A 22,245-nucleotide genomic window follows, 5' to 3' on the forward strand; every position below is an offset into this window, starting at 1 on the left:
CGGCGGCTTCCCTATATCTGGGGCATGTACAGCGATCCACGCAACTTCCTCTATCGCGACGGTTTCGATCCCGATGCCGCGGCGACGCTCACCGCCGAGGCGCTTCGCGGCGCGGAAGATGGCGAACTCTATCTCCAATATCGCAAGACCGAGGCGTTCGGCTTCGACGACGGCCGGCTGAAGACCGCCTCGTTCGACACGCAATCGGGTTTCGGCCTGCGGGCGGTATCGGGGGAGACGACGGCGTTCGCCCATGCCAACGAGATCTCGCCCGCGGCGATTCGCCGCGCCGCCGAGACGATGGCGCTGATCGATCCGTCGAAACGGGCCAAGGCCCCGCCGCCCCAGGGCAACAACCGCCATCTCTACACCCATGCCGATCCGCTCGACCTGGTGCCCTTCGCCGACAAGGTGAATCTGTGCCAGGCGATCGACGCCGCCGCCCGCGCCCGCGATCCGCGGGTGGCGCAGGTCTCGGTCGGGCTCACCGGCTCGTGGAGCGTGGTCGAGATCGTGCGGCCGGACGGCTTCGTCGCCACCGATGTCCGCCCGCTGGTCCGCCTCAACGTGTCGATCGTGGTCGAGCAGAACGGCCGGCGCGAGACCGGCAGCTTCGGCCTGGGCGGCCGCACCCTCTACGACAATCTCTTCCGGCCCGAGACCTGGAACCGCGCGATCGACGAGGCGCTGGCCCAGGCGCTGGTCAATCTCGACGCGGTCGACGCGCCGGCGGGCGACATGACCGTGCTGTGCGGCCCGGGCTGGCCCGGGGTGCTGCTCCACGAGGCGGTGGGCCATGGGCTCGAAGGCGATTTCAACCGCAAGGGCACCTCGGCCTTTTCGGGCCGGATCGGCGAGCGGGTCGCGGCGCCGGGAGTCACGGTGGTCGATGACGGATCCCTTCTCGACCGGCGCGGCTCGCTGTCGATCGACGACGAAGGCACGCCGACTCGCGAGACGGTCCTCATCGAGGACGGCATTCTCAAGGGCTATATGCAGGATCGGCTGAATGCCCGGCTGATGGGCGTGGCGCCCACCGGCAACGGCCGTCGCGAATCCTTCCAGCACGCGCCGATGCCGCGCATGACCAACACCTTCATGAAGGGCGGCCGGGACGATCCCGCCGAGCTGCTGCGCCGCGTGAAGAAGGGCATCTACGCCAAGTCGTTCGGCGGCGGGCAGGTGGACATCGTCTCGGGCAAGTTCGTCTTCTCCTGCACCGAGGCGTACAAGATCGAGGACGGCAAGCTGGGCGCCCCGATCAAGGGCGCGACGCTGATCGGCGACGGCCCCTCGGTGCTCACCCGCGTCACCGGCATCGGCAACGACTTCGCGCTCGACGAGGGCGTCGGCATGTGCGGCAAGGGCGGGCAGAGCGTGCCGGCCGGCGTCGGCCAGCCGACGCTGCTGGTCGAGGGGCTGACGGTGGGCGGCACCGCCGCGTGAGATCGGCCGGGCGTCGCCTTCACGCGGCGCTCGCCACCTGGCCCGATGCGCAAGGCTGGCGGCAGGCGGGGCGGGAACTGCTCTGGGGGCTGCCCGCCATTGCCTTGCTCGCGTTCGTGACCGGGCTTGCCCGGTTCGATCCGATGCCGTTCGGCGCGCCCTGGCTCGCTTTCTTCTTCGGCCTGATGCTGGTGCCCGCGCTGGGCGAGGAACTGGCGTTTCGCGCGCTGCTCGTGCCCAGGCCGGATCAGCCCTTCCCGGCATGGCAGGCGGTGCTGGCCGTCACTGCCTTTCTCCTCTGGCATCCCTTGCAGGCGCTCGGCTTCGGTCCGCCCTGGTCGGCGCTCTTCCTCGATCCGCGGTTCCTGGCGATCGTCGCGGTGCTGGGCGCGCTGCTTGTCCGCCTCTATCGCGCGACCGGCAGCATCTGGCCTTGCGTCGCCACGCACTGGCTTGTCGTCGCGGCATGGAAGCTGTTGTTCGCCGGGCCGATCGGATAGGATCCGGGCATGACCCAGGCGTTGCCCCCACTCGACTGGTCCGGCTGGCGCGAAACCGCGCGGCACCTGCACCTGATCACCCAGATGATCGGCAAGATCCGCCTCGCGCGGACGCCCTGGCTCAACCATGGCTGGCACGTGGCGCTCTATCCCATGGTGCATGGCCTCACCACCGGCCCGATCCCCTGTGCCGAGGCGACGCTCCAGCTCGATCTCGATCTGCAGGCGGGCGAACTCCGCCTCGCCACCGATGCCGGGGGCGAGGCCAGCCTGCCGCTCGGCCCGGGCAGCATCGCCGATTTCCACGCGGCGCTGACCGGCGCGCTCGCCGCGCTGGGCACGCCGGTGAAGTTCAACGGCGTGCCCAGCGAGATGCCGGATGCCGTCCCCTTCGCGCAGGACGTCGAGCCCCGCCCATGGGATGGCGAGGCGGTGCGCGATTTCCACCGCGCGCTGCTCTGGATCGATCGCGTCTTCCAGCAGTTCCGCACCGGCTTTCTGGGCAAGGCCAGCCCGGTGCATTTCTTCTGGGGCAGCTTCGACCTGGCAGTGACGCGCTTCTCCGGGCGGACGGCCCCGCTGCATCCGGGGGGCATTGCCGGCCTGCCCGATGCGGTGACCTGCGAAGCCTATAGCCATGAAGAGGCCAGCGCCGGCTTCTGGCCCGGGAACGACGCGTTCCCGAAGGCGGCCTTCTACGCCTATGGCTATCCGGCGCCCGCCGGCCATGCCGAAGCGCGGATCCCGGCGCCCGCTTATTACGATGCCGCGCTCGGCGAATGGCTGCTCGATTATGATGCGGTGCGCTCGGCGGAAGATCCGCAGGCGGTACTGCGCGCCTTCCTCCAGGCGAGCTATGATGCCGTCGCCGATCTCGGCCATTGGGACCGCGCCCATCTCGAATGCGTGCCGGGCATCCCGCGCCGCCCGCGCCAGGTATAGCCGGCGGCATGGCCCGGTTCTTCGATGCGCTTTCGGACGATCATCGCGCCTTCATCGCTCGCCAGCCCCTGTTCTTCGTCGCCACCGCCGCGGCCGGCGGCCGCGTCAATCTCAGCCCCAAGGGCATGGACTGTTTCCGGGTGCTCGGGCCCGATCGCATAGCCTATCTCGACGTCGCCGGATCGGGGAACGAGACTCATGCCCATCTGGTCGCCGATGGGCGCATCACCCTGATGTTCTGCGCGTTCGACAATCCCGCGCTGATCCTGCGCCTCTATGGCCGCGCCGTGCCGGTGCTGCCCCAGGACGAAGGCTGGGCGGCGCTGCGGGCGCATTTCACGCTGCTGCCGGGCACGCGCCAGATCTTCGACATGACGGTGGAGAGCGTCCAGACCTCGTGCGGCTGGGGCGCGCCGCACATGCGCTTCGAGCGCGAGCGCGAGACGCTCGCCAAATATCATGCGACGCACGATTCCGCGCTGCGCTTCGCCAAATATGCGGTGCGCACGCACAGCATCGACGGGCTGCCCGTCCGCAACCCCACGCAGGAGCCCGGCTGATGCCGCTCGTCGAACTGGGCCGGTACGACCGGCAGGAAGCCTTTATCGTTCAGGGCCGGCTGGAGGACGAGGCCATCCCCAGCTTCGTGTTCGACGCCGGGACCAGCATCGCCGATGGCTCGTACCTGCTGATCCCGGTGCGCGTGATGGTGGACGACGAGGATCTGGCGCGGGCGCGCGCGATCCTCGACGCCGCTCGGCTCAGGTGACGATCCTGACGGGCATCGTCGCGATTTCCTTGCCGTCGCAGAAGATCGTGACGGCCCGGTATTTCGGCAGCGCCGGCTTGACCTCGGCCTTCACGTCCTGAGTCGTCACGACCTGCGGGACCGGACCGGTCGGCGCGGTGGCGATGAAATCGAAGCGCTGGGTCGGCGGCAGGGCCTTGTCGAGGATGCCCCGATGGAGCGCCAGCTTCCAGCCGGCCGTGGGCGTGGTCGCCTTTCCGAGCACATGAAGCGTCGGCGTGGAACCGGGCCCGGGCATCTTGTCGAGCCATGCCTTCCAGCCAGTCGTCTTGACTCTCACACAGGCATTGGCCGGCACGGCCGATGCATCCGCGGCGGCGGGAAGCGATGCCTCCCTGGCATCCAATGCCGTATAGCCGGCGGCGAGCATCGCAACGAGGGCCAGCGACGGCCAAGATAAAGCCTGCATGTCCATTTCTCCCCATGAGTCGTGGTGCGGGGATGCTGCGCTCGTTCTACTGGAAGTCAAACAGGTTCGGCGCCGAAATGGACATGTAATGCAGGCCGGCCGATTGCCGATTGATAATAAAGCTATTTAGTTTCGCCGTCGGGATTTCGAAGAGTATTTGGTTCGGCCAGCAACAGGGCGGTCGCTTTCTTCGCGATCGCGATCAGCTCGTCGCGCGGCGTGCCGGCCCGGGCGCGGGTGCTCAGCGAATGGATCACCGAAGAGGCGACCTGCGCATCGCCGCGCGGGTCGGCGCTTCCCGCCTGCGCCATCAGCCGCTCGATCCAGCCGTCCTGCAATGCCATGAACGCGGCCAGCGCCGCGCGGATGTCCGGATCGGTAACCGCTTCGGCCGCCGCGGTATTCACCGCGATGCAGCCCGAGGGGCCATGTTCGCCGGTCAGAAAGCCTTCGATCGCGCCGAGGAACAGCGCCTTGAGCATCTTCTCCGGTGGATAGCCCATCGCGTGGAGCGCCGCGAAGGTCGAATCGATCACGGCATGGGTGCGCGCCAGGCCGGCGAGATACAGCGCCTTCTTGTCGCCGAACGTCGCATAGAGGCTCGGCCGGTTCACGCCGGTCGCCGCGGCCAGCTCGTCGAGCGAAGTGTTGGAATAGCCGAGCGTGCGAAAACGCTGGAGCGCGGCGCGCAACGCCGCCTCCTCGTCGAACTTGCGCGGCCGTCCCCGCCCGCGCGGCGCTGTTTTTGTATCGTTTCGCATTAAATTCCTTGACGCCCCGATTTTTGTGCGGGATCGTATAAAAATCAAGGGAGACTCGCCATGAAGCTCTATTTCACGCCCTTCGCCTGCTCGCTCGCGGCGCGCATCGCGCTCGAGGAAGCCGGGCTCGACGCCGAATATGTCCAGGTGCCCAAGGATCTGCGCCTGGCGGACGGGCGCGATTTCACCGAGATCTCGCCGATGGGCTATGTCCCCGCGATCGAGACCGGCACCGGCTTCGTGCTCACCGAAGGTCCGGCGGTTCTCACCTATATCGCCGAGCTGGCGCCCGAAGGCGCGCTCAGCTTCACCGGCTTTTCCGACGGGCATTACCGGATGCTCGCCTGGCTGAACTTCGTCAGCACGGAGCTGCACAAGGCAGTGTTCATGCCGATCCTCGGCAAGGGCTATGGCGCGGCCGAGCAGGATGCCGCCCGGGCCCGCCATGCCCGGCCTTTCGCCGTGCTGTCCAGGCATCTCGAGGGCCGCGAATATCTCGACGATCGCTTTACCGTGGCGGACGCCTATCTGCTCGCGGTGCTCAACTGGTGCGAATATTCGAAGGTGCCGCTTGCCGAATGGCCGGTGCTGTCGGCCTATCGCGAGCGCGTTCGCGCCCGCCCGGCGGTGGCCCGGGCGATGGCCGCCGAATGGCCGCTGCTCCAGGCGGCCTGATCTTCCTCCCGGGCTCCGGGCGTGGCCGCATCGCGGCCTCTCCCGCCACACCTGCCCCTTCCGCCCGCGCGGGAGGGGCATTTTTGTTGGAATCGCGCGAATCGCTGGGTTAGGTTTGTGCCATGCCCGCAACGATCAACTGCGACGTGGCGATTGTCGGCGGGGGCCTGGCCGGCGGGCTGATCGCGCTCGCCCTGCGCCGCAAGCGCCCGGATTGCGACGTGCGCATCGTCGAGGGCGGCAGCCGGATCGGCGGCAACCATCTCTGGTCCTTCTTCGCCACCGATGTCGCGCCGGGGGACCGCTGGCTCACCGCGCCGCTGATCGGGCATGGCTGGACCAGCTACGACGTCGCCTTTCCGGCGGTCTCGCGGACCTTGCGCACCGGCTATTATTCGATCGAATCGCGCCGGCTCGACCAGGTCGTCCGCGCCGAGCTGCCCGCGCAGGCGGTGATGACGCGGCGCAAGGTGCTTGCCGCCAGTCCCACCGCGGTCGTCCTTGCCGATGGCGACCGGATCGAGGCCAAGGGCGTGATCGATTGCCGCGGGCCCGCCGATCTCGCGGCGCTGCGCTGCGGCTGGCAGAAATTCTACGGCCGCGAGCTGGCGCTGGCCGAAGCGCACGGCCTGGCACGGCCGAAGCTGATGGACGCGACCGTCGAGCAGCTGGACGGCTACCGGTTCGTCTATGCGCTGCCGTTCGGCCCCACCTGCGCGTTCGTCGAGGACACCTATTACAGCGACACCCCGGATTTCGATGCGGCGCTGCTCGGCGCGCGGATCGACGCCTATGCCGATGCGCGCGGCTGGCAGGTCGATCGCGTCGTGCGCGAGGAGGGTGGCGCGCTGCCCGTGGTGATGGGCGGCGACTTCGAGGCCTATTGGCAGGCGGGCGGCAACAAGGTCGCCAAGGCGGGCGGGCGCGCCGGCCTGTTCCATCCGCTCACCAGCTACGCGCTGCCCGATGCGGTGCGCACCGCCACGCTGGTCGCGGCCGCGAGCGACCTGGGCGGGCCGGCGCTGCACCGGCTGCTGCACGATTTCGCCCGATCGACATGGCGCCGGCGCCATTTCTACCGCATGCTCGCCGCCATGTTGTTCAAGGCCGCCGAACCCGCGGAGCGTTACCGCATCCTCCAGCGCTTCTACCGGCTCGATCCGCAGCTGATCGGGCGCTTCTATGCCGGGCATTCCACCCTGGCCGATCGCCTGCGCCTGGTTTCGGGCAGGCCGCCGGTGCCGATCGGCCGCGCGCTCTCGGCGATCCGGGAGTCGTTCCGGTGAAGCGGGCCGTCGTGGTCGGCGCCGGGATCGGCGGCCTGGCGCTCGCGATCCGGCTGCAGGCGGCGGGCGTCGACACGGTGGTGCTGGAGGCGCGCGACAAGCCGGGCGGGCGCGCCTATTTCTGGGAGAAGGACGGCTTCACCTTCGACGCCGGCCCCACGGTGATCACCGCGCCCGAGGCACTGCGCGAACTCTGGCAGCTTTCCGGGCACGACATGGCTGCCGATGTGAAGCTGAAGCCGGTCACGCCCTTCTATCGCCTCTCCTGGCCCGACGGGACGCGCTTCGACTATTCCAACGACGATCACCAGCTCGCCGCCGAGATCGCGCGGTTCGAGCCGCAGGATGTCGCCGGCTATGGCCGCTTCCTCGAATATGCCGCCGGCGTGTACGAGGAAGGCTATGTGAAGCTTGGCCATGTCGCGTTCCAGGACGTGATGTCGATGGTCCGCGCCGCGCCGGCGCTCGCCAAATATGGCGCCTGGCGCTCGGTCTACGCCAAGGTGGCGAGCTTCATCCGCAACGAGAAGCTGCGCCAGGCCTTTTCCTTCCACACGCTGCTGGTGGGCGGAAACCCGATGACCGCGAGCGCGATCTATGCGCTGATCCACCAGCTCGAGCGCCAGAGCGGGGTCTGGTGGGCCGAGGGCGGCACCAACCGGCTGGTCGCCGGGATGGTCCGCCATTTCGAGCGGCTGGGCGGCACGCTGCGGCTCGGCGATCCGGTGACCGGCATCGACACGCTGGGCGATCTCGTCACCGGCGTGCGCACGGCGGGCGGCCTGGAGCTGCAGGTCGATGCGCTCGCCTGCAACGCGGACGTGGTCCATGGCTATCGCGACCTGCTGAAGGGCTCGCGCTCCAGCCAGCGCGCGGCGCAGGCGCTGGTGCGCAAGCGCTTCTCGCCGTCGCTGTTCCTCGTCCATTTCGGCGTGCGCGGGACCTTTCCCGAGATCGCGCATCATTCGGTGCTGTTCGGGCCGCGCTATCAGGGCCTGCTCGCCGACATCTTCGATCACGGCGTGCTGAGCGAGGATTTCTCGCTCTATCTCCACCATCCGAGCGCCAGCGATCCGACGATGGCGCCTGCCGGGCATTCGACCTTCTACGCGCTCTGCCCGGTGCCGCATCTCGGCAAGTTCCCGGCGGACTGGAGCGAGGTCGCCCCGATCCTGGAGGAGCGTATCCTCGCCGAAATCCAGCGCCGGCTGATTCCGGACCTCGGGAATCGTATCCTAACCAAATTCAGCTACGCGCCGCCCGATTTTCGCGACGATCTCGGCGCGCATCTGGGCTCGGCCTTCAGCCTCGAGCCGATCCTCACCCAGAGCGCCTGGTTCCGCACCCACAATCGCGACGATGCGATCCACAACCTGTTCTTCGTCGGCGCCGGCACCCATCCCGGGGCCGGCATTCCCGGCGTGGTCGGCAGCGCGAAGGCGACCGCCGCGCTGATGCTCGGCGACGGCAAGTGAGCGGCTTGCCCCCGCGCGCATTCTGGTCGAAGGCGGGGCGAATCATGGCTATCGGGAAGATCAGATGAAGCGCGTCGCAGTCTATTGCGGTTCGGCCAGCCCGGCCGATCCCGTCTATATCGAGGCCGCGCGCCATGTCGGCCGCACGCTGGCGCAGCGCGATATCGGCATCGTCTATGGCGGCGGCCGGCTCGGCCTGATGGGTGCGGTCGCCGATGCGGCGCTGGAGGCCGGCGGCGAAGTGATCGGGGTGATCCCCGAGCTGCTGGTCAATGCCGAAGTCGCGCATCGCGGCTGCACCGAGCTCCACGTCGTCGCCACCATGCACGAGCGCAAGGCGCGTTTCACCGACATCGCCGACGGCTTCATCAACTTGCCGGGCGGCACGGGCACGATGGACGAGCTGTGGGAAGCGCTCAGCTGGGCCCAGCTCGGCTATCACACCGATCCGGTCGGCCTGCTCAACATCGCCGGCTATTATGACAAGCTGGTCGAGTTCTGGCAGCATATGGGCAAGGTCGGCTTTGTCCGCCCGCAGCACCAGGACATGTTGATCGTCGACGGCACGCTCGAGGGGCTGCTCGACAAGATGATCGCGGCTAAGCCGGTCGAGACGATCGTCCAGATGCGGCGCGGCGATCTGTGAGTTCCCCGCTTCCTGGGCGTGCCGCGATCGTCGCGACCGCGCAGGAAGCGATCGCGCGGGGCTCGCGGAGCTTCGCCGCCGCCAGCCGGCTGTTCGAGCGCGAGACGCGCGAGCGGGCCTGGCTGCTCTATGCCTGGTGCCGCGCCTGTGACGACCTTGCCGACGGACAGGACCATGGCGGCGAGGCGCGGGCGGCGGATGCCGCAGCTGGCCTGGCGCGCATCCGGCTGCTCACCGAGGCGGCGCTCGCCGGGGAGCGGGTGGGCGATCCCGCCTTCGATGCGTTGCGCATCGTCGCTGCCGAGGCGAAGCTGCCGCACCGCTTTGTCCGGGACGTGGTCGAGGGCTTCGCGCTCGATGCGGCGGCGTGGGTGCCGCGCCATGAGGACGACCTGTATCGCTATGCCTATCACGTCGCCGGCGCGGTCGGCTGCCTGATGGCGGTGATCATGGGCGTCCCGCCCGAGGACGAGGCGACGCTCGACCGGGCCTGCGACCTCGGCATCGCCTTCCAGCTCGCCAATATCGCCCGCGACGTCGAGGCGGACGACCGGATGGGCCGTTGCTACCTGCCGCAGGACTGGCTGGCCGAGATGGATGTCCCGCCCGGCCAGCACATGAAGCCGCCCTTTCGCCAGCGTCTCGCGGTGCTCGCCGGCCGGCTCACCGGCCGGGCCGCCGACTATGCCGCGAGCGCGCGGGGCGGCACGCCGGCGCTGGGCTTTCGTTCGGCCTGGGCAGTGCTCGCCGCCGCCGGCATCTATGGCGATATCGCGAGAAAGGTCGCCGAGCGCGGCGAGCATGCCTGGGATCGCCGCGTCGCCACTTCCGGCTTCGAGAAGATCGGCTGGATCGCCCGTGCCGGGTGGCAGGGGCTTCGTCGCCGGGATCTCTATCCCGCGGCGCCGCGCGATCCCGCGCTCTGGACGCGCCCGCGCTAAGCCGGGGCACGGGGCGCCGGCGAGCCTCGTCATCCGCCTCCAAGGGCCCGGTCCATCGCGCGTCCCTTTCCGGAGCCGATAGCCAAATGTTGCATCCCGGTGCCGAGCGCCCCAGATCTGGCGGCGATGGCTTCCAATCCCGACACACCCGCCGGCGAGCGCCCGATGCTCGCCACGCTGCGGCGTTTCCTCCCCTATCTATGGCCCAAGGACGCCCCCGGCCTGCGGGCCCGCATCGTCCTCGCGCTTGGCCTGGTCGTCGTGTCGAAGCTGGTCCAGGTCTATGGCGCGCCCTTCGCGCTGCAGGGCGCGATCGACCGGATGGCGGGCGGTTCGCGCGATGCGGTGTGGCTCGTCGCGGCGCTGGTCGCGGGCTATGCGCTGGCGCGCTTCGGCACGGTGCTGTTCGACAATCTGCGCAACGCGGTGTTCGAGAAAGTGGGGCAGGACGCGACGCGCCGGCTTGCCTCGGACGTGTTCCGCCACCTGCATCAGCTGAGCCTGCGCTTCCATCTCGAGCGGCGCACCGGCGCGATCACCAAGGTGGTCGAGCGCGGCACCAAGAGCATCGACACGATGCTCTATTTCCTGCTGTTCAACATCGCGCCCACGATCCTCGAGCTCGCCCTGGTCATAGGCATCTTCTGGACGCGCTACGGCGTGTGGCTGGTCGTCGGCACCCTGGCGATGGTGGTGCTCTACATCGCCTTCACTCGCTGGGTGACCGACTGGCGCTCCAAGCTGCGCGAGAAGATGAACGACCTCGACACCGGCGCCGTCGCCCATGCGGTCGATTCGCTGCTCAACTTCGAGACGGTGAAATATTTCAACGCCGAGGCGCGCGAAGCGCGGCGCTACGAGAATGCCGTCACTGCCTATGCCCGCGCGGCGACCACCAGCGAGAACAGCCTGGCCTGGCTCAACATCGGCCAGGCGCTGATCACCAACTTCATGCTCGGCGCGGGCATGGCGCTGGTGGTGTTCGGCTGGAGCAGCGGCAAGTTCACGGCGGGCGACGTGGTGCTGGTCTCGACGCTGCTGTCGCAGCTGTTCCGCCCGCTCGACATGCTCGGCTGGGTCTATCGCACCATAAGGCAGGGCGTGATCGACATGGGCAGCATGTTCGACCTGCTCGACAGCGCCGCCGAAGTGAAGGATGCGCCGGGCGCCGCGCCGCTGGTCGTCAGCGCGGGCCATGTCCGGTTCGAGGGCGTGCATTTCGGCTATGATCCCGAGCGCGAGATACTGAAGGGCATCGATCTGGACATCCCGGCGGGCGCCACCGTCGCGGTGGTCGGCCCCTCGGGCGCCGGCAAGTCGACGCTGGCGCGACTGATGTACCGCTTCTACGACGTGACCGGCGGCCGCATCACCATCGACGGGCAGGACATTCGCGACGTCACCCAGACCTCGCTGCGCGGAAGCATCGGCATCGTTCCGCAGGACACGGTACTGTTCAACGACACGATCGGCTACAACATCGCCTATGGCCGCGAAGGCGCGAGCGACGACGAGATCGCGTCCGCGGCGCGGGGCGCGGCGATCGCCGGCTTCATCCAGTCGCTGCCCGCCGGTTTCGAGACTCGGGTCGGCGAGCGCGGGCTCAAGCTCTCGGGCGGCGAGAAGCAGCGCGTCGCCATCGCGCGGACGCTGGTCAAGAACCCGCCGATCCTGATCCTCGACGAGGCGACGAGCGCGCTCGACAGCCGGACCGAGGCGGACATCCAGGCGACGCTGGAGGCGATCGAGCATGGCCGCACCACCATCGTCATCGCCCATCGCCTCTCGACCGTGGTCCATGCCGACCGGATCATCGTGCTCGAGGCCGGCCGCGTCGCCGAGCAGGGCACGCACGCCCGGCTCTTGCGCAAGAACGGTCTCTATGCCGAGATGTGGGCGCGGCAGGCGCAGGAGCGCGCGGCCGAGGGCGGAGAGGAAGTCCCCGCCGAATAGGAGGGGCGATGATTGGGTTCCTGGTTGCGCTGGCGGTGGTGATCGCCGCGCTCGTCCTGTGGTCGGGCTATGTCTCGCGCGGCGTCGAGCGCTGGGTGCCGATGGACGGCAGGCAGGTCGAGGTGCCGGGCGCGCGGATCCATTATGTGGAGACCGGGCCGGCCGACGCGCCCGCCATCGTGATGATCCACGGCATATTGAGCCAGCTGCGCGTCTTCACCTATGCGCTGGCCGGCCGACTGGCGACGGACCGCCGGGTGATCGTGATGGACCGTCCCGGCTGGGGCTATTCCACGCTTACCGGGCCGCGGCTCGACATTCCCGGCCAGGCCGACGCCGTCGCCGCCGCGATCCGGGCGCTGGGGCTGGAGAAGCCGCTGCTCGTCGGCCATTCGATGGGCGGGGCGGTGAGCCTGGCGCTGGCGCTGCGGCATCCAGGCGCGGTACGGGGCCTCGGGCTGATCGCGCCCTATACCCAGCCGATCGACGAGCCGCCCGCGCCGCTCGCGGGGCTGCGGGTGCCGGGCCCGCTTCGCCCGCTGATCGCCTGGACGATCGCGGTGCCGCTCGCGATGCGCACCGGCAAGGCGAAGACGGCGGCGGTCTTCGCGCCCGATCCGGTGCCCGAGGATTTCGCGATCCGGGCCGGCGGCGCGCTCGCCATCCGGCCCGCGAGTTTCCAGATGGGCTGCTACGAGATCGAGATGGGGCCCGCCGCGATGAAGGTCCAGGCGCCGCGCTATGGCGAGATCGCCGTGCCGGTTTCGATCCTCTACGGCCGGGAGGACGCGCTGCTCGATCCCGAACTGCACGGGCGCAAGACCGCTGCGGACGTGCCGAACGGCCAGGTCGAGATCATCGAAGGCGGCCATATGCTGCCGGTCACGCATGTCGACGCCACCGAGGCCTGGCTGCGCGGGCTCTGATACCGGTCCTAGCCGCCGATCTCCGCGGGCTGGGTGGTCCAGCCGAGCCGCGGGATCGTGATCGAGCGCTTGCCCGAAAGGTCGGTGCGCGTCACGAACAGCTCGCGGCTCTCGATATATTGGAGGAGCCGGCGCACGCGGCCGAGCGAGCTGGTGCCATAGGTGGCGGCGATCTCGGTGTCGCTCGGGCAGGGCGCGCCTTCGCGCGCCGCGCGGGCGACGAGCAGGAACGGGCCGAGCATGTCGTCGGGCAGCGCGCGCGCCGCGTCGAGCGCCTGGGCCCATTCCGCGTCCGGATCGCCATGGATGCCGGCACGCGCGGCCGAGAGCCGGCGGACGAAGGCGGAGAGGTCGAGCGGGGCCCGGGCCAGGCCGACCATCCGGCAGCGCACCAGGAAATCCTGGTAGAGCACCGAGGGCGAGCGATAGGCGCTCTCGGCATCGGCGACGATGTCGCGCAGCACGTCGGCGATCTTGGCGGCGGCTTCCTCCGGATCGACCTCGGGGATTTCCTCGCGCACCGGCGTCGAGCGTGCGAGCGCCTCGAGCAGCCGGTCCGAGGCGAGCTGCGGCGCCTGTGCCGGCGCCGGCGGGGCGGGGGGCGTCCATTCGGGCTCGGCCGGGGCGAGGAGCAGGTCCTTCAGTTCCGCCGAGGGCGCCTCGGGCAGTGGAGTCAGCTTGGGGCTGCCGCTGCGCGCGCTGGTCTCCACCGCGCCGATCTGCACCGAGATGGGCCGGCGCGACACGGCGGGACCGAGCGCCAGGAAATGGCCGCGCGCGAGATCGCGGATCGCCTCGGCCTGGCGGCGTTCCATGCCGAGCAGGTCGGCGGCGCGCGCCATGTCGATGTCAAGAAAGGTGCGGCCCATCAGGAAGTTCGAGGCTTCGGCCGCCACGTTCTTGGCCAGCTTGGCGAGGCGCTGGGTGGCGATCACGCCCGCCAGGCCGCGCTTGCGCCCGCGGCACATCAGGTTGGTCATCGCCGAGAGCGAGGCGCGGCGGACGTCCTCCGCCACCTCGCCGCCGCCCGAAGGCGCGAACAGCTGGGCTTCGTCGACCACCACCAGCGCCGGATACCAATGGTCGCGCGGCGCGTCGAACATCGCGTTGAGGAAGGCGGCGGCGCATTTCATCTGCCCCTCGGCCTCCAGCCCTTCCAGGCTGAGCACCACCGACGCGCGATGCTCGCGAATCCGGGTGGCGAAGCGGGCGATCTCGCGCTCCGAATAATCGGCGGCCTCGATGGCGATATGGCCATATTTGTCGCCGAGCGTGACGAAGTCGCCCTCGGGATCGATCACCACCTGCTGGACATGGCCGGCGCTCCGCTCGAGCAGCCGGCGCAGCAGATGCGACTTGCCGGACCCCGAATTGCCCTGGACGAGCAATCGCGTCGCCAGCAGCTCTTCGAGATCCATGGCGACGGCATCGCCCTTGCCGTCCACCCCCATGTCCACGCGCACCGTCATCGCCGGACGCTTTGGCCGATGGCGATGGCGGGGGGAAGCGCATTCCGGCGAAAATCTGTGGGCGGTACGCTTGCGAAACGCCCCGCCCGGCCGGCGGCGGGGCGCGAACCCCCTTGCGGGATCCCGGCGCGGCGCGGATAATCGCTGGAGAAACAGGGGGGTGATCGGCATGCGGGCATGGGTTTTGGCGGCCGTCGGCGCCGCGCTGCTCGTCCCGGCCGGCGCGCGGGCGCAGGCGGTGGGGATCGCGCCCGGCGAGGAAGCCGCCTTCTCCTTCGATGGGCGGACGGCTGGCGAAGTGCGGCGGACCGCCGCCACGCCCACGCCGTTCGAGGCCGCGGTCGGCCGCGAATATTCGGGCATGACGCCGCCCGAGGCCCCGGTGCCCGAGGCGGCGCCGCTGCCGAACCAGAACAACCTGCCGCCCCTGCCGATCCCCGATCCGGGGAAGCTCCGCTTCCGCTTCCTGCTGGTGCCGGGCTCCAGCCATTCGCTGCTGATCGTCCACAACGGCTATCCCAAAGCGCTTGTCTATCGCGCACGGATCTGGGCGCATGGCGGCAATCGGCCGACCGATGTCTGCCTGGTGATGCCCGGCAGGCCCGGCGTCGAGTATTGGCCCTATGCGATCAGCGCGATCGAGGTCAGCGCCTTCGAACTGGTCGATTGGAAGCCCGAGGACGGCGTTCCCTGCAAATAGCCTCGACTTCGCCGGCCGTCCCCCGCTAACCGGGCGCGATGGCTCCCGCGATCGAAACCCTCCGCCGCGTCTTCGGCTTCGACAGTTTTCGCGGCGTCCAGGCGAACGTGGTGGAACGCGTCCTGGCCGGCCGGCGCACCCTGGCGGTCATGCCCACCGGCGCGGGCAAGTCGCTCACCTATCAGCTGCCCGCCGTGATGCTCGAGGGCACCTGCGTCGTCGTCTCGCCGCTGATCGCGCTGATGCACGACCAGCTGCGCGCCGCCGAGGCGGTCGGCATCCGCGCCGCGACGCTGACGTCGGTGGACGAGAATCGCGCCGAGACGATCGAGCGCTTCCGCTCCGGCCAGCTCGACCTGCTCTATGTCGCGCCCGAGCGCGCCTCGGGCGAAGGCTTCCGCAACCTGCTGGCGAGCGCGAAGCTGTCGCTGTTCGCGATCGACGAGGCGCATTGCGTCTCCGAATGGGGGCATGATTTCCGCCCGGACTATCGCCTGCTCCGCCCGCTGCTCGATCGCTTCCCCGACGTGCCGCGCCTCGCGCTCACCGCCACGGCGGACGCGCATACCCGCGCCGACATCCTCGAGCAGCTCGGGCTGCCGCAGGAGGGGCTGATCGTCGCCGGCTTCGACCGGCCCAATATCCGCTACGCGATCACCCCGCGCGAGAACACGACGCGCCAGGTGATCGACCTGATCGCCGAGACGCCCGGCCCCGGCATCGTCTATGCCCAGACCCGCGCGGGCGTGGAGAAGCTGGCCGAGAAGCTTGCGGCGGAGACCGGCCGGCCGGTGCTGCCCTATCATGCCGGACTCGATCCCGCGGTCCGCCGCCGCAACCAGGCGGCGTTCGTCGCCTCGGAGGAGATGGTGATCGTCGCCACCGTCGCCTTCGGCATGGGGATCGACAAGCCGGACGTGCGCTTCGTCGCCCATGCCGGCCTGCCCAAGTCGATCGAGGCCTATTATCAGGAGACGGGCCGCGCGGGGCGCGACGGCGATCCGGCGGTGGCGCATCTCTTCTGGGGCGCCGATGATTTCGCCCGCGCCCGCCAGCGGATCGGCGAAGTCGAGCCCCAGCGCCAGCCCGGCGAGCGCGCCCGGCTGACGGCGCTCGGCGCGCTGGTCGAGACCGCGACCTGCCGGCGCCGCATCCTGCTGCGCCATTTCGGCGAGGAGCCGGCGGAGCAGTGCGGCAATTGCGACAATTGCCTGAGCCCGCCCGCCGCGATCGACGCCACGGTGACGGCGCAGAAATTCCTCTCGGCGGTGTTCCGCACCGGGATGCTGTTCGGCACCGGCTATATCGAGAGCATCCTGCTGGGCCAGTCGAGCGAGCGCAGCCTGACGAACGGGCACGAGAACCTCTCCGTCTTCGGCATCGTCGACGGCGAGGAGGCGGCGCTGATCAAGCCGGTCGCCCGCGCGCTGCTGCTGCGCGACGCGCTGCGCGCCAACGAGCATGGCGGGCTGGAATTCGGGCCCGAGGCGCGTTCGATCCTCAAGGGCGGCGCCACGGTGGCGCTGGTGCTGCCGCCCAAGCGCGAGCGCCGGCGGCGCGGCGGCAAGGCGGGGGCGCCCAATCCCGTCGGCGATCCGCTGTTCGAGGCGCTGCGCGCCAAGCGCCGCGAGATCGCCCAGGAGACCGGCCTGCCGCCCTATGTGATCTTCCATGATTCGGTGCTGCGCGACATGGCCCTGCTCCGGCCCGCGAGCATCGCCGCGATGGGCAACATCTCGGGCGTTGGCGCGCGCAAGCTCGACGCTTATGGTGACGCCTTCCTGCAAGTGATCCGCGATGCCGCATGAAGACGATCCTGCTCGCCGCCCTCGTCCTGCTCGCCGCCTGCGCGCCGCAGCGCGCGCGGGTCCCGACCATGCCCGTGCCCTCGACCATCGCGATGGACCGCAACAGCTGGGGCCATCTGGTCTCGCGCTGGACGATCGACGGGGCGGGCAAGGGCAGCTACACCATGGCCGAGCCCGATACCTACAAGCCCGAGCGGCTGGTGACGCGGCGTTTCTCCGCCGGCAGCGCCGGCTTCGCCGAGATCCGCAAGCTGCTCGCCCTGGGCGAGGCGCAGGCGGAGAGCGAGCTCGACTGCGGCGATCGCATCACCGACCAATATTACGGAACGGTCCGCTGGGACGATGCGAGCCTGACCTATGACATGGGCTGCCAGGCCCCCGCCACCGAGGAAGTGCTCAAGGGCATCACCGCGGCCGAGCGCCGGATCGCCGCCTGGGCCGCCAACCAGCCGATCACGGAAACCCAGAAGGTGGAGAAGCAATGACCAGCCCGCGCCGCGTCGACGACAATATCTCGGTTGCTCCCCAGATCGCGGCCGAGGACATCGCCTTCCTTGCCGAACAGGGCTTCACCTATGTGATCAACAACCGCCCCGACGAGGAGGAGAGCGGCCAGCCCGAGGGCGAGGCGATCCGCGCCGCGGCGGAGGCGGCCGGGCTCGGCTATGCCGCGATTCCCGTCACCCATGCCGGCTTCTCCTCCGCCCAGGTCGAGGCGATGGCGGCGGCCTTGGCGGAGGCTTCGGGGCCGGTGCTCGCCTATTGCCGCTCGGGCACCCGCTCGTGCAACCTCTGGGCGCTGGCCGAGGCGGCGCGCGGCGGCGATCCGGCGGAGATCACCGCCAAGGCCGCCCAGGCCGGCTACGACCTGTCGGGCATCCGTCCGCTGCTGGACCAGCTTTCCGGCCGGGCGTGACGCAGCTCACCATCTTCGGCGGCTCGATCGTCGCGGTGCTGGTGCTCGCGCTGCTCGCCCGGCTGCTCGGGCTCGGCGGCGCGCGCATCGGCAGCGCCGAGGAGGCCCGCGCGGCGGCGGAGGCAATGATCCCCGGTTTCGAGGGCGGCGCGGTGGTGATCGGCAGCGACGGCAAGGCAGCGCTGGTGCGGGGCGGCGCGGGCGACGCCGCGCTGCTCAAGATCCATGGCGCCCGCATTGCGGCGCGGCACCTGCGGGCGCCGCTCGCCGGCACGCCCGCGCCCGACGGGCTCGCTTTCGACAGCGGCGATGCGCGCTTCGGCACGGTGGTGCTCAAGGGCGTGACCGCGCTGTGATCCCGCCCGCGTTCCATGCCGCAGCGCGGCGTGACTCGCTACTGACATTGCGGTAAACAAGGTCGATGCCCGAGATGCCGCTGCTCTTCGATCCGGTGAACTATGCCATTCCCGGCTTCGTGGCGCTGATCGTCGTCGAGATGCTGATCGCGCGGACGCGGGACCGGCAGCGCTATTGCCCGCGGGACACGCTCACCTCGCTGCTGCTCGGCTTCGGCAGCACGGTCTCCAGCGCGCTCACCGCCGGGCTGGTCTTCGCCATCTCGATGTGGGTGTATCAGTTCCGCTTCTTCACCATCGGCTTCGCCTGGTACTGGTTCGTCGTCGCCTTCGTGCTCGACGATCTCGCTTATTATTTCGCGCATCGTACCGGCCACCGCGTCCGCTGGTTCTGGGCGAGCCATGTCATCCATCATTCGAGCCAGCACTATAACCTGTCGACCGCGCTGCGGCAGACCTGGACCGGCTTTGTCAGCCTGAGCTTCCTGTTCCGCCTGCCGCTGTTCCTGATCGGCTTTCATCCGCTGATGATCTTCTTCTGCGCCGGGCTGAACCTGATCTACCAGTTCTGGATCCATACCGAGGTGGTCGGCCGGATGCCGCGCTGGTTCGAGGCGGTGATGAACACCCCGTCGCACCACCGGGTCCATCACGCCACCAATCCGCGCTATCTCGACAAGAACTATGCGGGCGTCTTCATCGTCTGGGACCGGCTGCTCGGCACGTTCGAGGCGGAACGGGAGGACGAGAAGCCGCGCTACGGCATCGTCAAGGATCTCGGCAGCTTCAGCCTGTTCTGGGCCGCGTTCCACGAATGGGTGGGCATCGCGAAGGACGTATGGGCCGCGCCGGACCTGAAGTCCCGAATCCTGTACATGATCGCGCCGCCGGGCTGGAGCCATGACGGCAGCCGCGATACATCCGAGACCATCAAGGCGCGCTGGGAGGCGCGGCAGCAGCGGGGGATCGCGTGGAAGCAGCCGACATCGTCGTCATCGGTGGAGGATCGGGCGGAAGCGCCGTCGCAGGCCGCCTGAGCGAAGGCGGCAGGTACAGCGTCGCGGTGCTCGAGGCCGGCGGCCGCAACACCGGCATCAAGACGCGCATGCCCGGCATGCTTCCGTTCCAGGGCCCGGCGACCAACTGGGCGTTCGAGACGGTGCCGCAGCGCGGGCTCAACGGCCGGCGCGGCTATCAGCCCCGCGGCAAGGGGCTGGGCGGGTCGAGCGCGATCAACGCGATGCTCTATGTCCGCGGCCATGCCCGGGACTATGACGAATGGCGCGACCTCGGCTGCCCGGGCTGGGGCTGGGACGAGATGCTGCCCTGGTTCCGCCGCGCCGAGCACAATGTCCGCGGCGCCGATGCCTTCCATGGCGACAGCGGCCCGCTCTGGGTGAGCGACCAGCTCTATGCCCATGGCGGCAGCGAGGCGTTCATCGAAGCCGCCGGCGCGCTGCAGATCCCGCGCAACGACGATTTCAACGGCGCGCACCAGTCGGGTGCCGGCCTCTTCCAGGTGACGCAGCGCAACGGCGAGCGGTGGAGCGCCGCGCGCGCGTATCTCGAGCGGCGCGAGACACTCGAGATCATTACCGAGGCCAGCGTCGAGCGCGTGCTGTTCGAGGAAGGCCGGGTCTGGGGCGTCGCCTATCAGCGCGACGGCGTGGCGCGCGAGATCCGGGCCCGGCGCGCCGTCGTGCTCGCGGCCGGCGCCTTTCAGACGCCGCAGCTGCTGATGCTCTCGGGCATCGGCCCCGGCGAGCATCTGCGCGAGATGGGCCTGTCGGTGCGGATCGACCGGCCGGCGGTGGGCGGCAATCTCCAGGACCATCTCGACTATGTCGCCGCCTTCGAGACGCCGGGCAGCTATTTCCTCGGCAGCTCGGGCATGGGCAAGCTGAAGTCGCTGGCATCGATGGGGCGCTGGATGCTCACGCGCAAGGGCGGGATGACCAGCCCCTATGCCGAGGCCGGAGCCTTTCTCCGCAGCGATCCCGCGCTGGAGCGGCCCGATCTCCAGCTCCATTTCCTGATCGCCATCGTCGAGGATCATGGCCGCACCCCGGTGCCGGGGCATGGCTTCAGCTGCCATGCCTGTGTGCTGCGGCCCGAGAGCCGTGGCACCGTCCGCCTCCAGTCGCTCGATCCGCGCGCGGCCCCGCTGATCGATCCCGATTTCCTCGGCGATCCACGCGACCTGGCGCTGCTCAAGCAGGGCGTGCGGACCATGTACCGCATCCTCGAGGCACCGCAGCTCGCCCGGTATAAGGGGCGCGATCGCTATCCGATCGACCTGGCCGACGATGCCGCGCTCGAGCGGCTGATCCGGGCCCGGGCGGACACGATCTACCACCCCGTCGGCACCGCGCGCATGGGCTCGGACGAAGGCGCGGTGGTGACGCCGCGGCTCAAGGTGCGCGGGGTGGAGGGGCTCTACATCGCCGATGCCTCGATCATGCCGCGGCTGATCGGCGGCAACACCAATGCGCCGACCATGGTGATCGGCGAGCGCTGCGCCCGTTTCATCGAGGAAGACCTGGCCTGATCTCCTTCTCCCTTGGCGGGAGAGGGAAGGGGCCCGCCGCCAAAGGCGGTGGGAAGCATGTATGGGGTATTCCGCGGCCCAAGGGCCGGGGTCCCGGGATCCCCGCCTTGGCGGGAATATGCGTCCGCGTGCCTCCGGCCCGCAAACGCCAAAAAAAGGGCCGATGGTCGAGACCACCGGCCCAAGTCGTCCGCAGGAGGAACCTCGGTTGGGCGCCGCGCGCGCAGGAGAGATGCGCGCGGCGCCCGATCTCGTCAGTAATTGTAGGCGCGCTCGCCATGGGCATTGATGTCCAGGCCTTCGACCTCGACTTCCTTGCTGGGGCGGATGCCGATCGTGAACTTGAGCAGCAGGAACAGGACCAGCGACACGCCGCCCGACAGGGCCAGCGTGGTCAGCACGCCCTGGGTCTGCACCCAGAGCTGGCTGGCCATGTCGTACTTGCCGGCCACCGCCGGGATCACGGTGAAGTCCATGAAGCCCTGGCCGCCCAGCGCCGGATCGGCGACGATGCCGGTGCCGATCGCGCCGATGATGCCGCCGATGCAGTGCACGCCGAACACGTCGAGCGTGTCGTCATATTTCAGCGCGTTCTTCACCGTGGTGACGAAGAAGAAGCAGCCGATCGAGGCGACCGCGCCGAGCACCACCGAAGTCATCGGGGCGGCGAAGCCGGCGGCCGGGGTGATCGCGACCAGGCCGGCGACCACGCCCGAGGCGGCGCCGAGCAGCGACGGCTTGCCGTGCACCACCTGCTCGATGATCGCCCACATCGCGCCCGCCGCGGCGGTGGCGACCATGGTGTTGATGAAGGCGAGCGAGGCGAACTTGTTGGCCTCCAGGTTCGAGCCGGCGTTGAAGCCGAACCAGCCGACCCAGAGCAGCGAGGCGCCGATCATCGTCATGGTCAGCGAATGCGGCGGCATCGGCTCGCTCTTGTAGCCCACGCGCTTGCCGATCACGAGGCAGCCGACCAGGCCGGCGATGCCCGCATTGATGTGCACCACGGTGCCGCCCGCGAAGTCGAGCGCGCCCTTGCCCCACAGGAAGCCATGATCGTCGGGCAGGCCGGCGGTGAAGTCCGGGCCCGGCCAGTACCAGACCATGTGCGCCATCGGATAATAGACCAGGATCGACCAGGCGACGACGAAGAGGATCAGCGGCGTGAACTTCACGCGCTCGGCAAAGGCGCCGACGATCAGCGCCGGCGTGATCATCGCGAAGGTCATCTGGAAGACGACGAAGGTCGTCTCGGGCAGATAGACGCCGTTCGAGAAGGTCGCGGCGAAGGTGTTGGCGTCGACGCCCTTCATCAGCGCCTTGGAGAAGCCGCCGACGAACGCGTTGAGCGCGCCGCCATTGGTGAAGGCCATGGAATAGCCGATGGTAACCCAGAGCAGGCCGGCGACGCAGACGATGGTGAGCACCTGCATCAGCACCGAGAGCATGTTCTTGGTGCGGACCAGGCCGCCATAGAAGAGCGCGAGGCCGGGCACCGACATCATCAGCACCAGCGCGGCCGAGACGAGCATCCAGCTGACGTCGCCCTTGTTGACCATCGCGTCGGTCGGCACCACCGGGGCGGCGGCGGGCGCCTGCGCGAGCGCGGGTATCGCGGCGAACAGGGCGCCGAGCCCCGCTCCCGCGGCAATCTTCATCGCTAGTTTCATCTGGACCCCC

23 protein-coding genes are annotated in these 22,245 nt (G+C 69.4%); 19 read left to right on the top strand and 4 right to left on the bottom strand.

Annotated elements, in window-relative coordinates:
• The first annotated feature begins 24 nt into the window (after positions 1-24).
• The 5 genes from tldD to OMP43_RS00540 are packed head-to-tail and all read left to right on the top strand — an operon-like array spanning position 25 to position 3,657.
• A complete protein-coding gene (gene tldD, locus OMP43_RS00520; RefSeq protein ID WP_280277495.1) occupies positions 25-1,446 on the top strand; it encodes a metalloprotease TldD in 1,422 nt (473 codons plus the stop codon).
• Positions 1,443-1,946: a CPBP family glutamic-type intramembrane protease gene (locus OMP43_RS00525; RefSeq protein ID WP_280277497.1), complete on the top strand. Its 504-nt coding sequence runs from the start codon at positions 1,443-1,445 to the stop codon at positions 1,944-1,946. Before tldD ends, OMP43_RS00525 begins: the two co-directional genes overlap by 4 nt.
• A 9-nt stretch (positions 1,947-1,955) precedes the next feature.
• Complete coding sequence (locus OMP43_RS00530; protein WP_280277499.1) at positions 1,956-2,888, top strand: DUF5996 family protein; 933 nt, start codon at positions 1,956-1,958, stop codon at positions 2,886-2,888.
• Between the two features lie 8 nt (positions 2,889-2,896).
• Positions 2,897-3,448: a pyridoxamine 5'-phosphate oxidase family protein gene (locus tag OMP43_RS00535; RefSeq protein ID WP_280277500.1), complete on the top strand. Its 552-nt coding sequence runs from the start codon at positions 2,897-2,899 to the stop codon at positions 3,446-3,448.
• Positions 3,448-3,657, top strand: coding sequence for a DUF2007 domain-containing protein (locus tag OMP43_RS00540; RefSeq protein ID WP_280277501.1), 210 nt, complete (start codon positions 3,448-3,450; stop codon positions 3,655-3,657). Before OMP43_RS00535 ends, OMP43_RS00540 begins: the two co-directional genes overlap by 1 nt.
• Here the strand turns inward: OMP43_RS00540 and OMP43_RS00545 are convergent.
• The gene (locus OMP43_RS00545) at positions 3,650-4,105 is read right to left on the bottom strand and encodes a hypothetical protein (protein ID WP_280277503.1); all 456 of its coding nucleotides are present in this window, start codon (positions 4,103-4,105) and stop codon (positions 3,650-3,652) included. The genes OMP43_RS00540 and OMP43_RS00545 overlap by 8 nt on opposite strands.
• A 122-nt stretch (positions 4,106-4,227) precedes the next feature.
• The gene (locus tag OMP43_RS00550; protein ID WP_280277504.1) at positions 4,228-4,866 is read right to left on the bottom strand and encodes a TetR/AcrR family transcriptional regulator; all 639 of its coding nucleotides are present in this window, start codon (positions 4,864-4,866) and stop codon (positions 4,228-4,230) included.
• A gap of 60 nt (positions 4,867-4,926) precedes the next feature.
• Between OMP43_RS00550 and OMP43_RS00555 the strand changes: the two genes are divergently transcribed.
• From OMP43_RS00555 to OMP43_RS00585, 7 genes are all read left to right on the top strand, one after another.
• Positions 4,927-5,541: a glutathione binding-like protein gene (locus OMP43_RS00555; protein ID WP_280277505.1), complete on the top strand. Its 615-nt coding sequence runs from the start codon at positions 4,927-4,929 to the stop codon at positions 5,539-5,541.
• A 122-nt stretch (positions 5,542-5,663) separates the two neighbouring features.
• Positions 5,664-6,827 (top strand): lycopene beta-cyclase CrtY, encoded by a 1,164-nt coding sequence (gene crtY / locus OMP43_RS00560; protein WP_280277507.1) that lies wholly within the window; start codon positions 5,664-5,666, stop codon positions 6,825-6,827.
• Positions 6,824-8,302, top strand: a complete 1,479-nt coding sequence (locus OMP43_RS00565; protein WP_280277508.1) for a phytoene desaturase — start codon at positions 6,824-6,826, stop codon at positions 8,300-8,302. The genes crtY and OMP43_RS00565 overlap by 4 nt, the downstream gene beginning before the upstream one ends.
• 64 nt (positions 8,303-8,366) lie before the next feature.
• The gene (locus tag OMP43_RS00570) at positions 8,367-8,948 is read left to right on the top strand and encodes a TIGR00730 family Rossman fold protein (RefSeq protein ID WP_280277509.1); all 582 of its coding nucleotides are present in this window, start codon (positions 8,367-8,369) and stop codon (positions 8,946-8,948) included.
• The gene (locus OMP43_RS00575) at positions 8,945-9,889 is read left to right on the top strand and encodes a phytoene/squalene synthase family protein (protein ID WP_280277510.1); all 945 of its coding nucleotides are present in this window, start codon (positions 8,945-8,947) and stop codon (positions 9,887-9,889) included. Before OMP43_RS00570 ends, OMP43_RS00575 begins: the two co-directional genes overlap by 4 nt.
• A gap of 126 nt (positions 9,890-10,015) precedes the next feature.
• A complete protein-coding gene (locus tag OMP43_RS00580; protein ID WP_280277512.1) occupies positions 10,016-11,842 on the top strand; it encodes an ABC transporter ATP-binding protein/permease in 1,827 nt (608 codons plus the stop codon).
• A gap of 8 nt (positions 11,843-11,850) precedes the next feature.
• A complete protein-coding gene (locus OMP43_RS00585; RefSeq protein ID WP_280277513.1) occupies positions 11,851-12,768 on the top strand; it encodes an alpha/beta hydrolase in 918 nt (305 codons plus the stop codon).
• Between the two features lie 8 nt (positions 12,769-12,776).
• Here OMP43_RS00585 and OMP43_RS00590 read toward each other — a convergent pair whose 3' ends face one another.
• The gene (locus tag OMP43_RS00590; protein ID WP_280277515.1) at positions 12,777-14,237 is read right to left on the bottom strand and encodes an ATP-binding protein; all 1,461 of its coding nucleotides are present in this window, start codon (positions 14,235-14,237) and stop codon (positions 12,777-12,779) included.
• Between the two features lie 169 nt (positions 14,238-14,406).
• Here OMP43_RS00590 and OMP43_RS00595 point away from each other — a divergent pair, with 169 nt between their 5' ends.
• The 7 genes from OMP43_RS00595 (at position 14,407) to OMP43_RS00625 (ending at position 20,565) form a co-directional block, all read left to right on the top strand.
• The gene (locus OMP43_RS00595) at positions 14,407-14,937 is read left to right on the top strand and encodes a hypothetical protein (protein WP_280277516.1); all 531 of its coding nucleotides are present in this window, start codon (positions 14,407-14,409) and stop codon (positions 14,935-14,937) included.
• A gap of 38 nt (positions 14,938-14,975) precedes the next feature.
• The gene (recQ, locus tag OMP43_RS00600) at positions 14,976-16,745 is read left to right on the top strand and encodes a DNA helicase RecQ (protein ID WP_280277518.1); all 1,770 of its coding nucleotides are present in this window, start codon (positions 14,976-14,978) and stop codon (positions 16,743-16,745) included.
• A complete protein-coding gene (locus OMP43_RS00605) occupies positions 16,742-17,230 on the top strand; it encodes a hypothetical protein (RefSeq protein WP_280277520.1) in 489 nt (162 codons plus the stop codon). The genes recQ and OMP43_RS00605 overlap by 4 nt, the downstream gene beginning before the upstream one ends.
• Positions 17,227-17,661: a TIGR01244 family sulfur transferase gene (locus OMP43_RS00610; protein ID WP_280277521.1), complete on the top strand. Its 435-nt coding sequence runs from the start codon at positions 17,227-17,229 to the stop codon at positions 17,659-17,661. The genes OMP43_RS00605 and OMP43_RS00610 overlap by 4 nt, the downstream gene beginning before the upstream one ends.
• Complete coding sequence (locus tag OMP43_RS00615; RefSeq protein WP_280277522.1) at positions 17,658-18,017, top strand: hypothetical protein; 360 nt, start codon at positions 17,658-17,660, stop codon at positions 18,015-18,017. The genes OMP43_RS00610 and OMP43_RS00615 overlap by 4 nt, the downstream gene beginning before the upstream one ends.
• Before the next feature lie 65 nt (positions 18,018-18,082).
• Positions 18,083-19,054: a sterol desaturase family protein gene (locus OMP43_RS00620; protein ID WP_280277524.1), complete on the top strand. Its 972-nt coding sequence runs from the start codon at positions 18,083-18,085 to the stop codon at positions 19,052-19,054.
• On the top strand, positions 18,988-20,565 hold the full coding sequence (locus OMP43_RS00625; protein ID WP_280277526.1) for an FAD-dependent oxidoreductase: 1,578 nt from the start codon (positions 18,988-18,990) through the stop codon (positions 20,563-20,565). The genes OMP43_RS00620 and OMP43_RS00625 overlap by 67 nt, the downstream gene beginning before the upstream one ends.
• A gap of 254 nt (positions 20,566-20,819) precedes the next feature.
• Here the strand turns inward: OMP43_RS00625 and OMP43_RS00630 are convergent, their stop codons facing one another.
• Positions 20,820-22,223, bottom strand: coding sequence for an ammonium transporter (locus OMP43_RS00630; protein WP_280277528.1), 1,404 nt, complete (start codon positions 22,221-22,223; stop codon positions 20,820-20,822).
• Positions 22,224-22,245: the final 22 nt, after the last annotated feature.

It is taken from the genome of Sphingomonas sp. CBMAI 2297 (assembly GCF_029870595.1).
In the GTDB taxonomy this organism is placed as follows: domain Bacteria; phylum Pseudomonadota; class Alphaproteobacteria; order Sphingomonadales; family Sphingomonadaceae; genus Sphingomonas.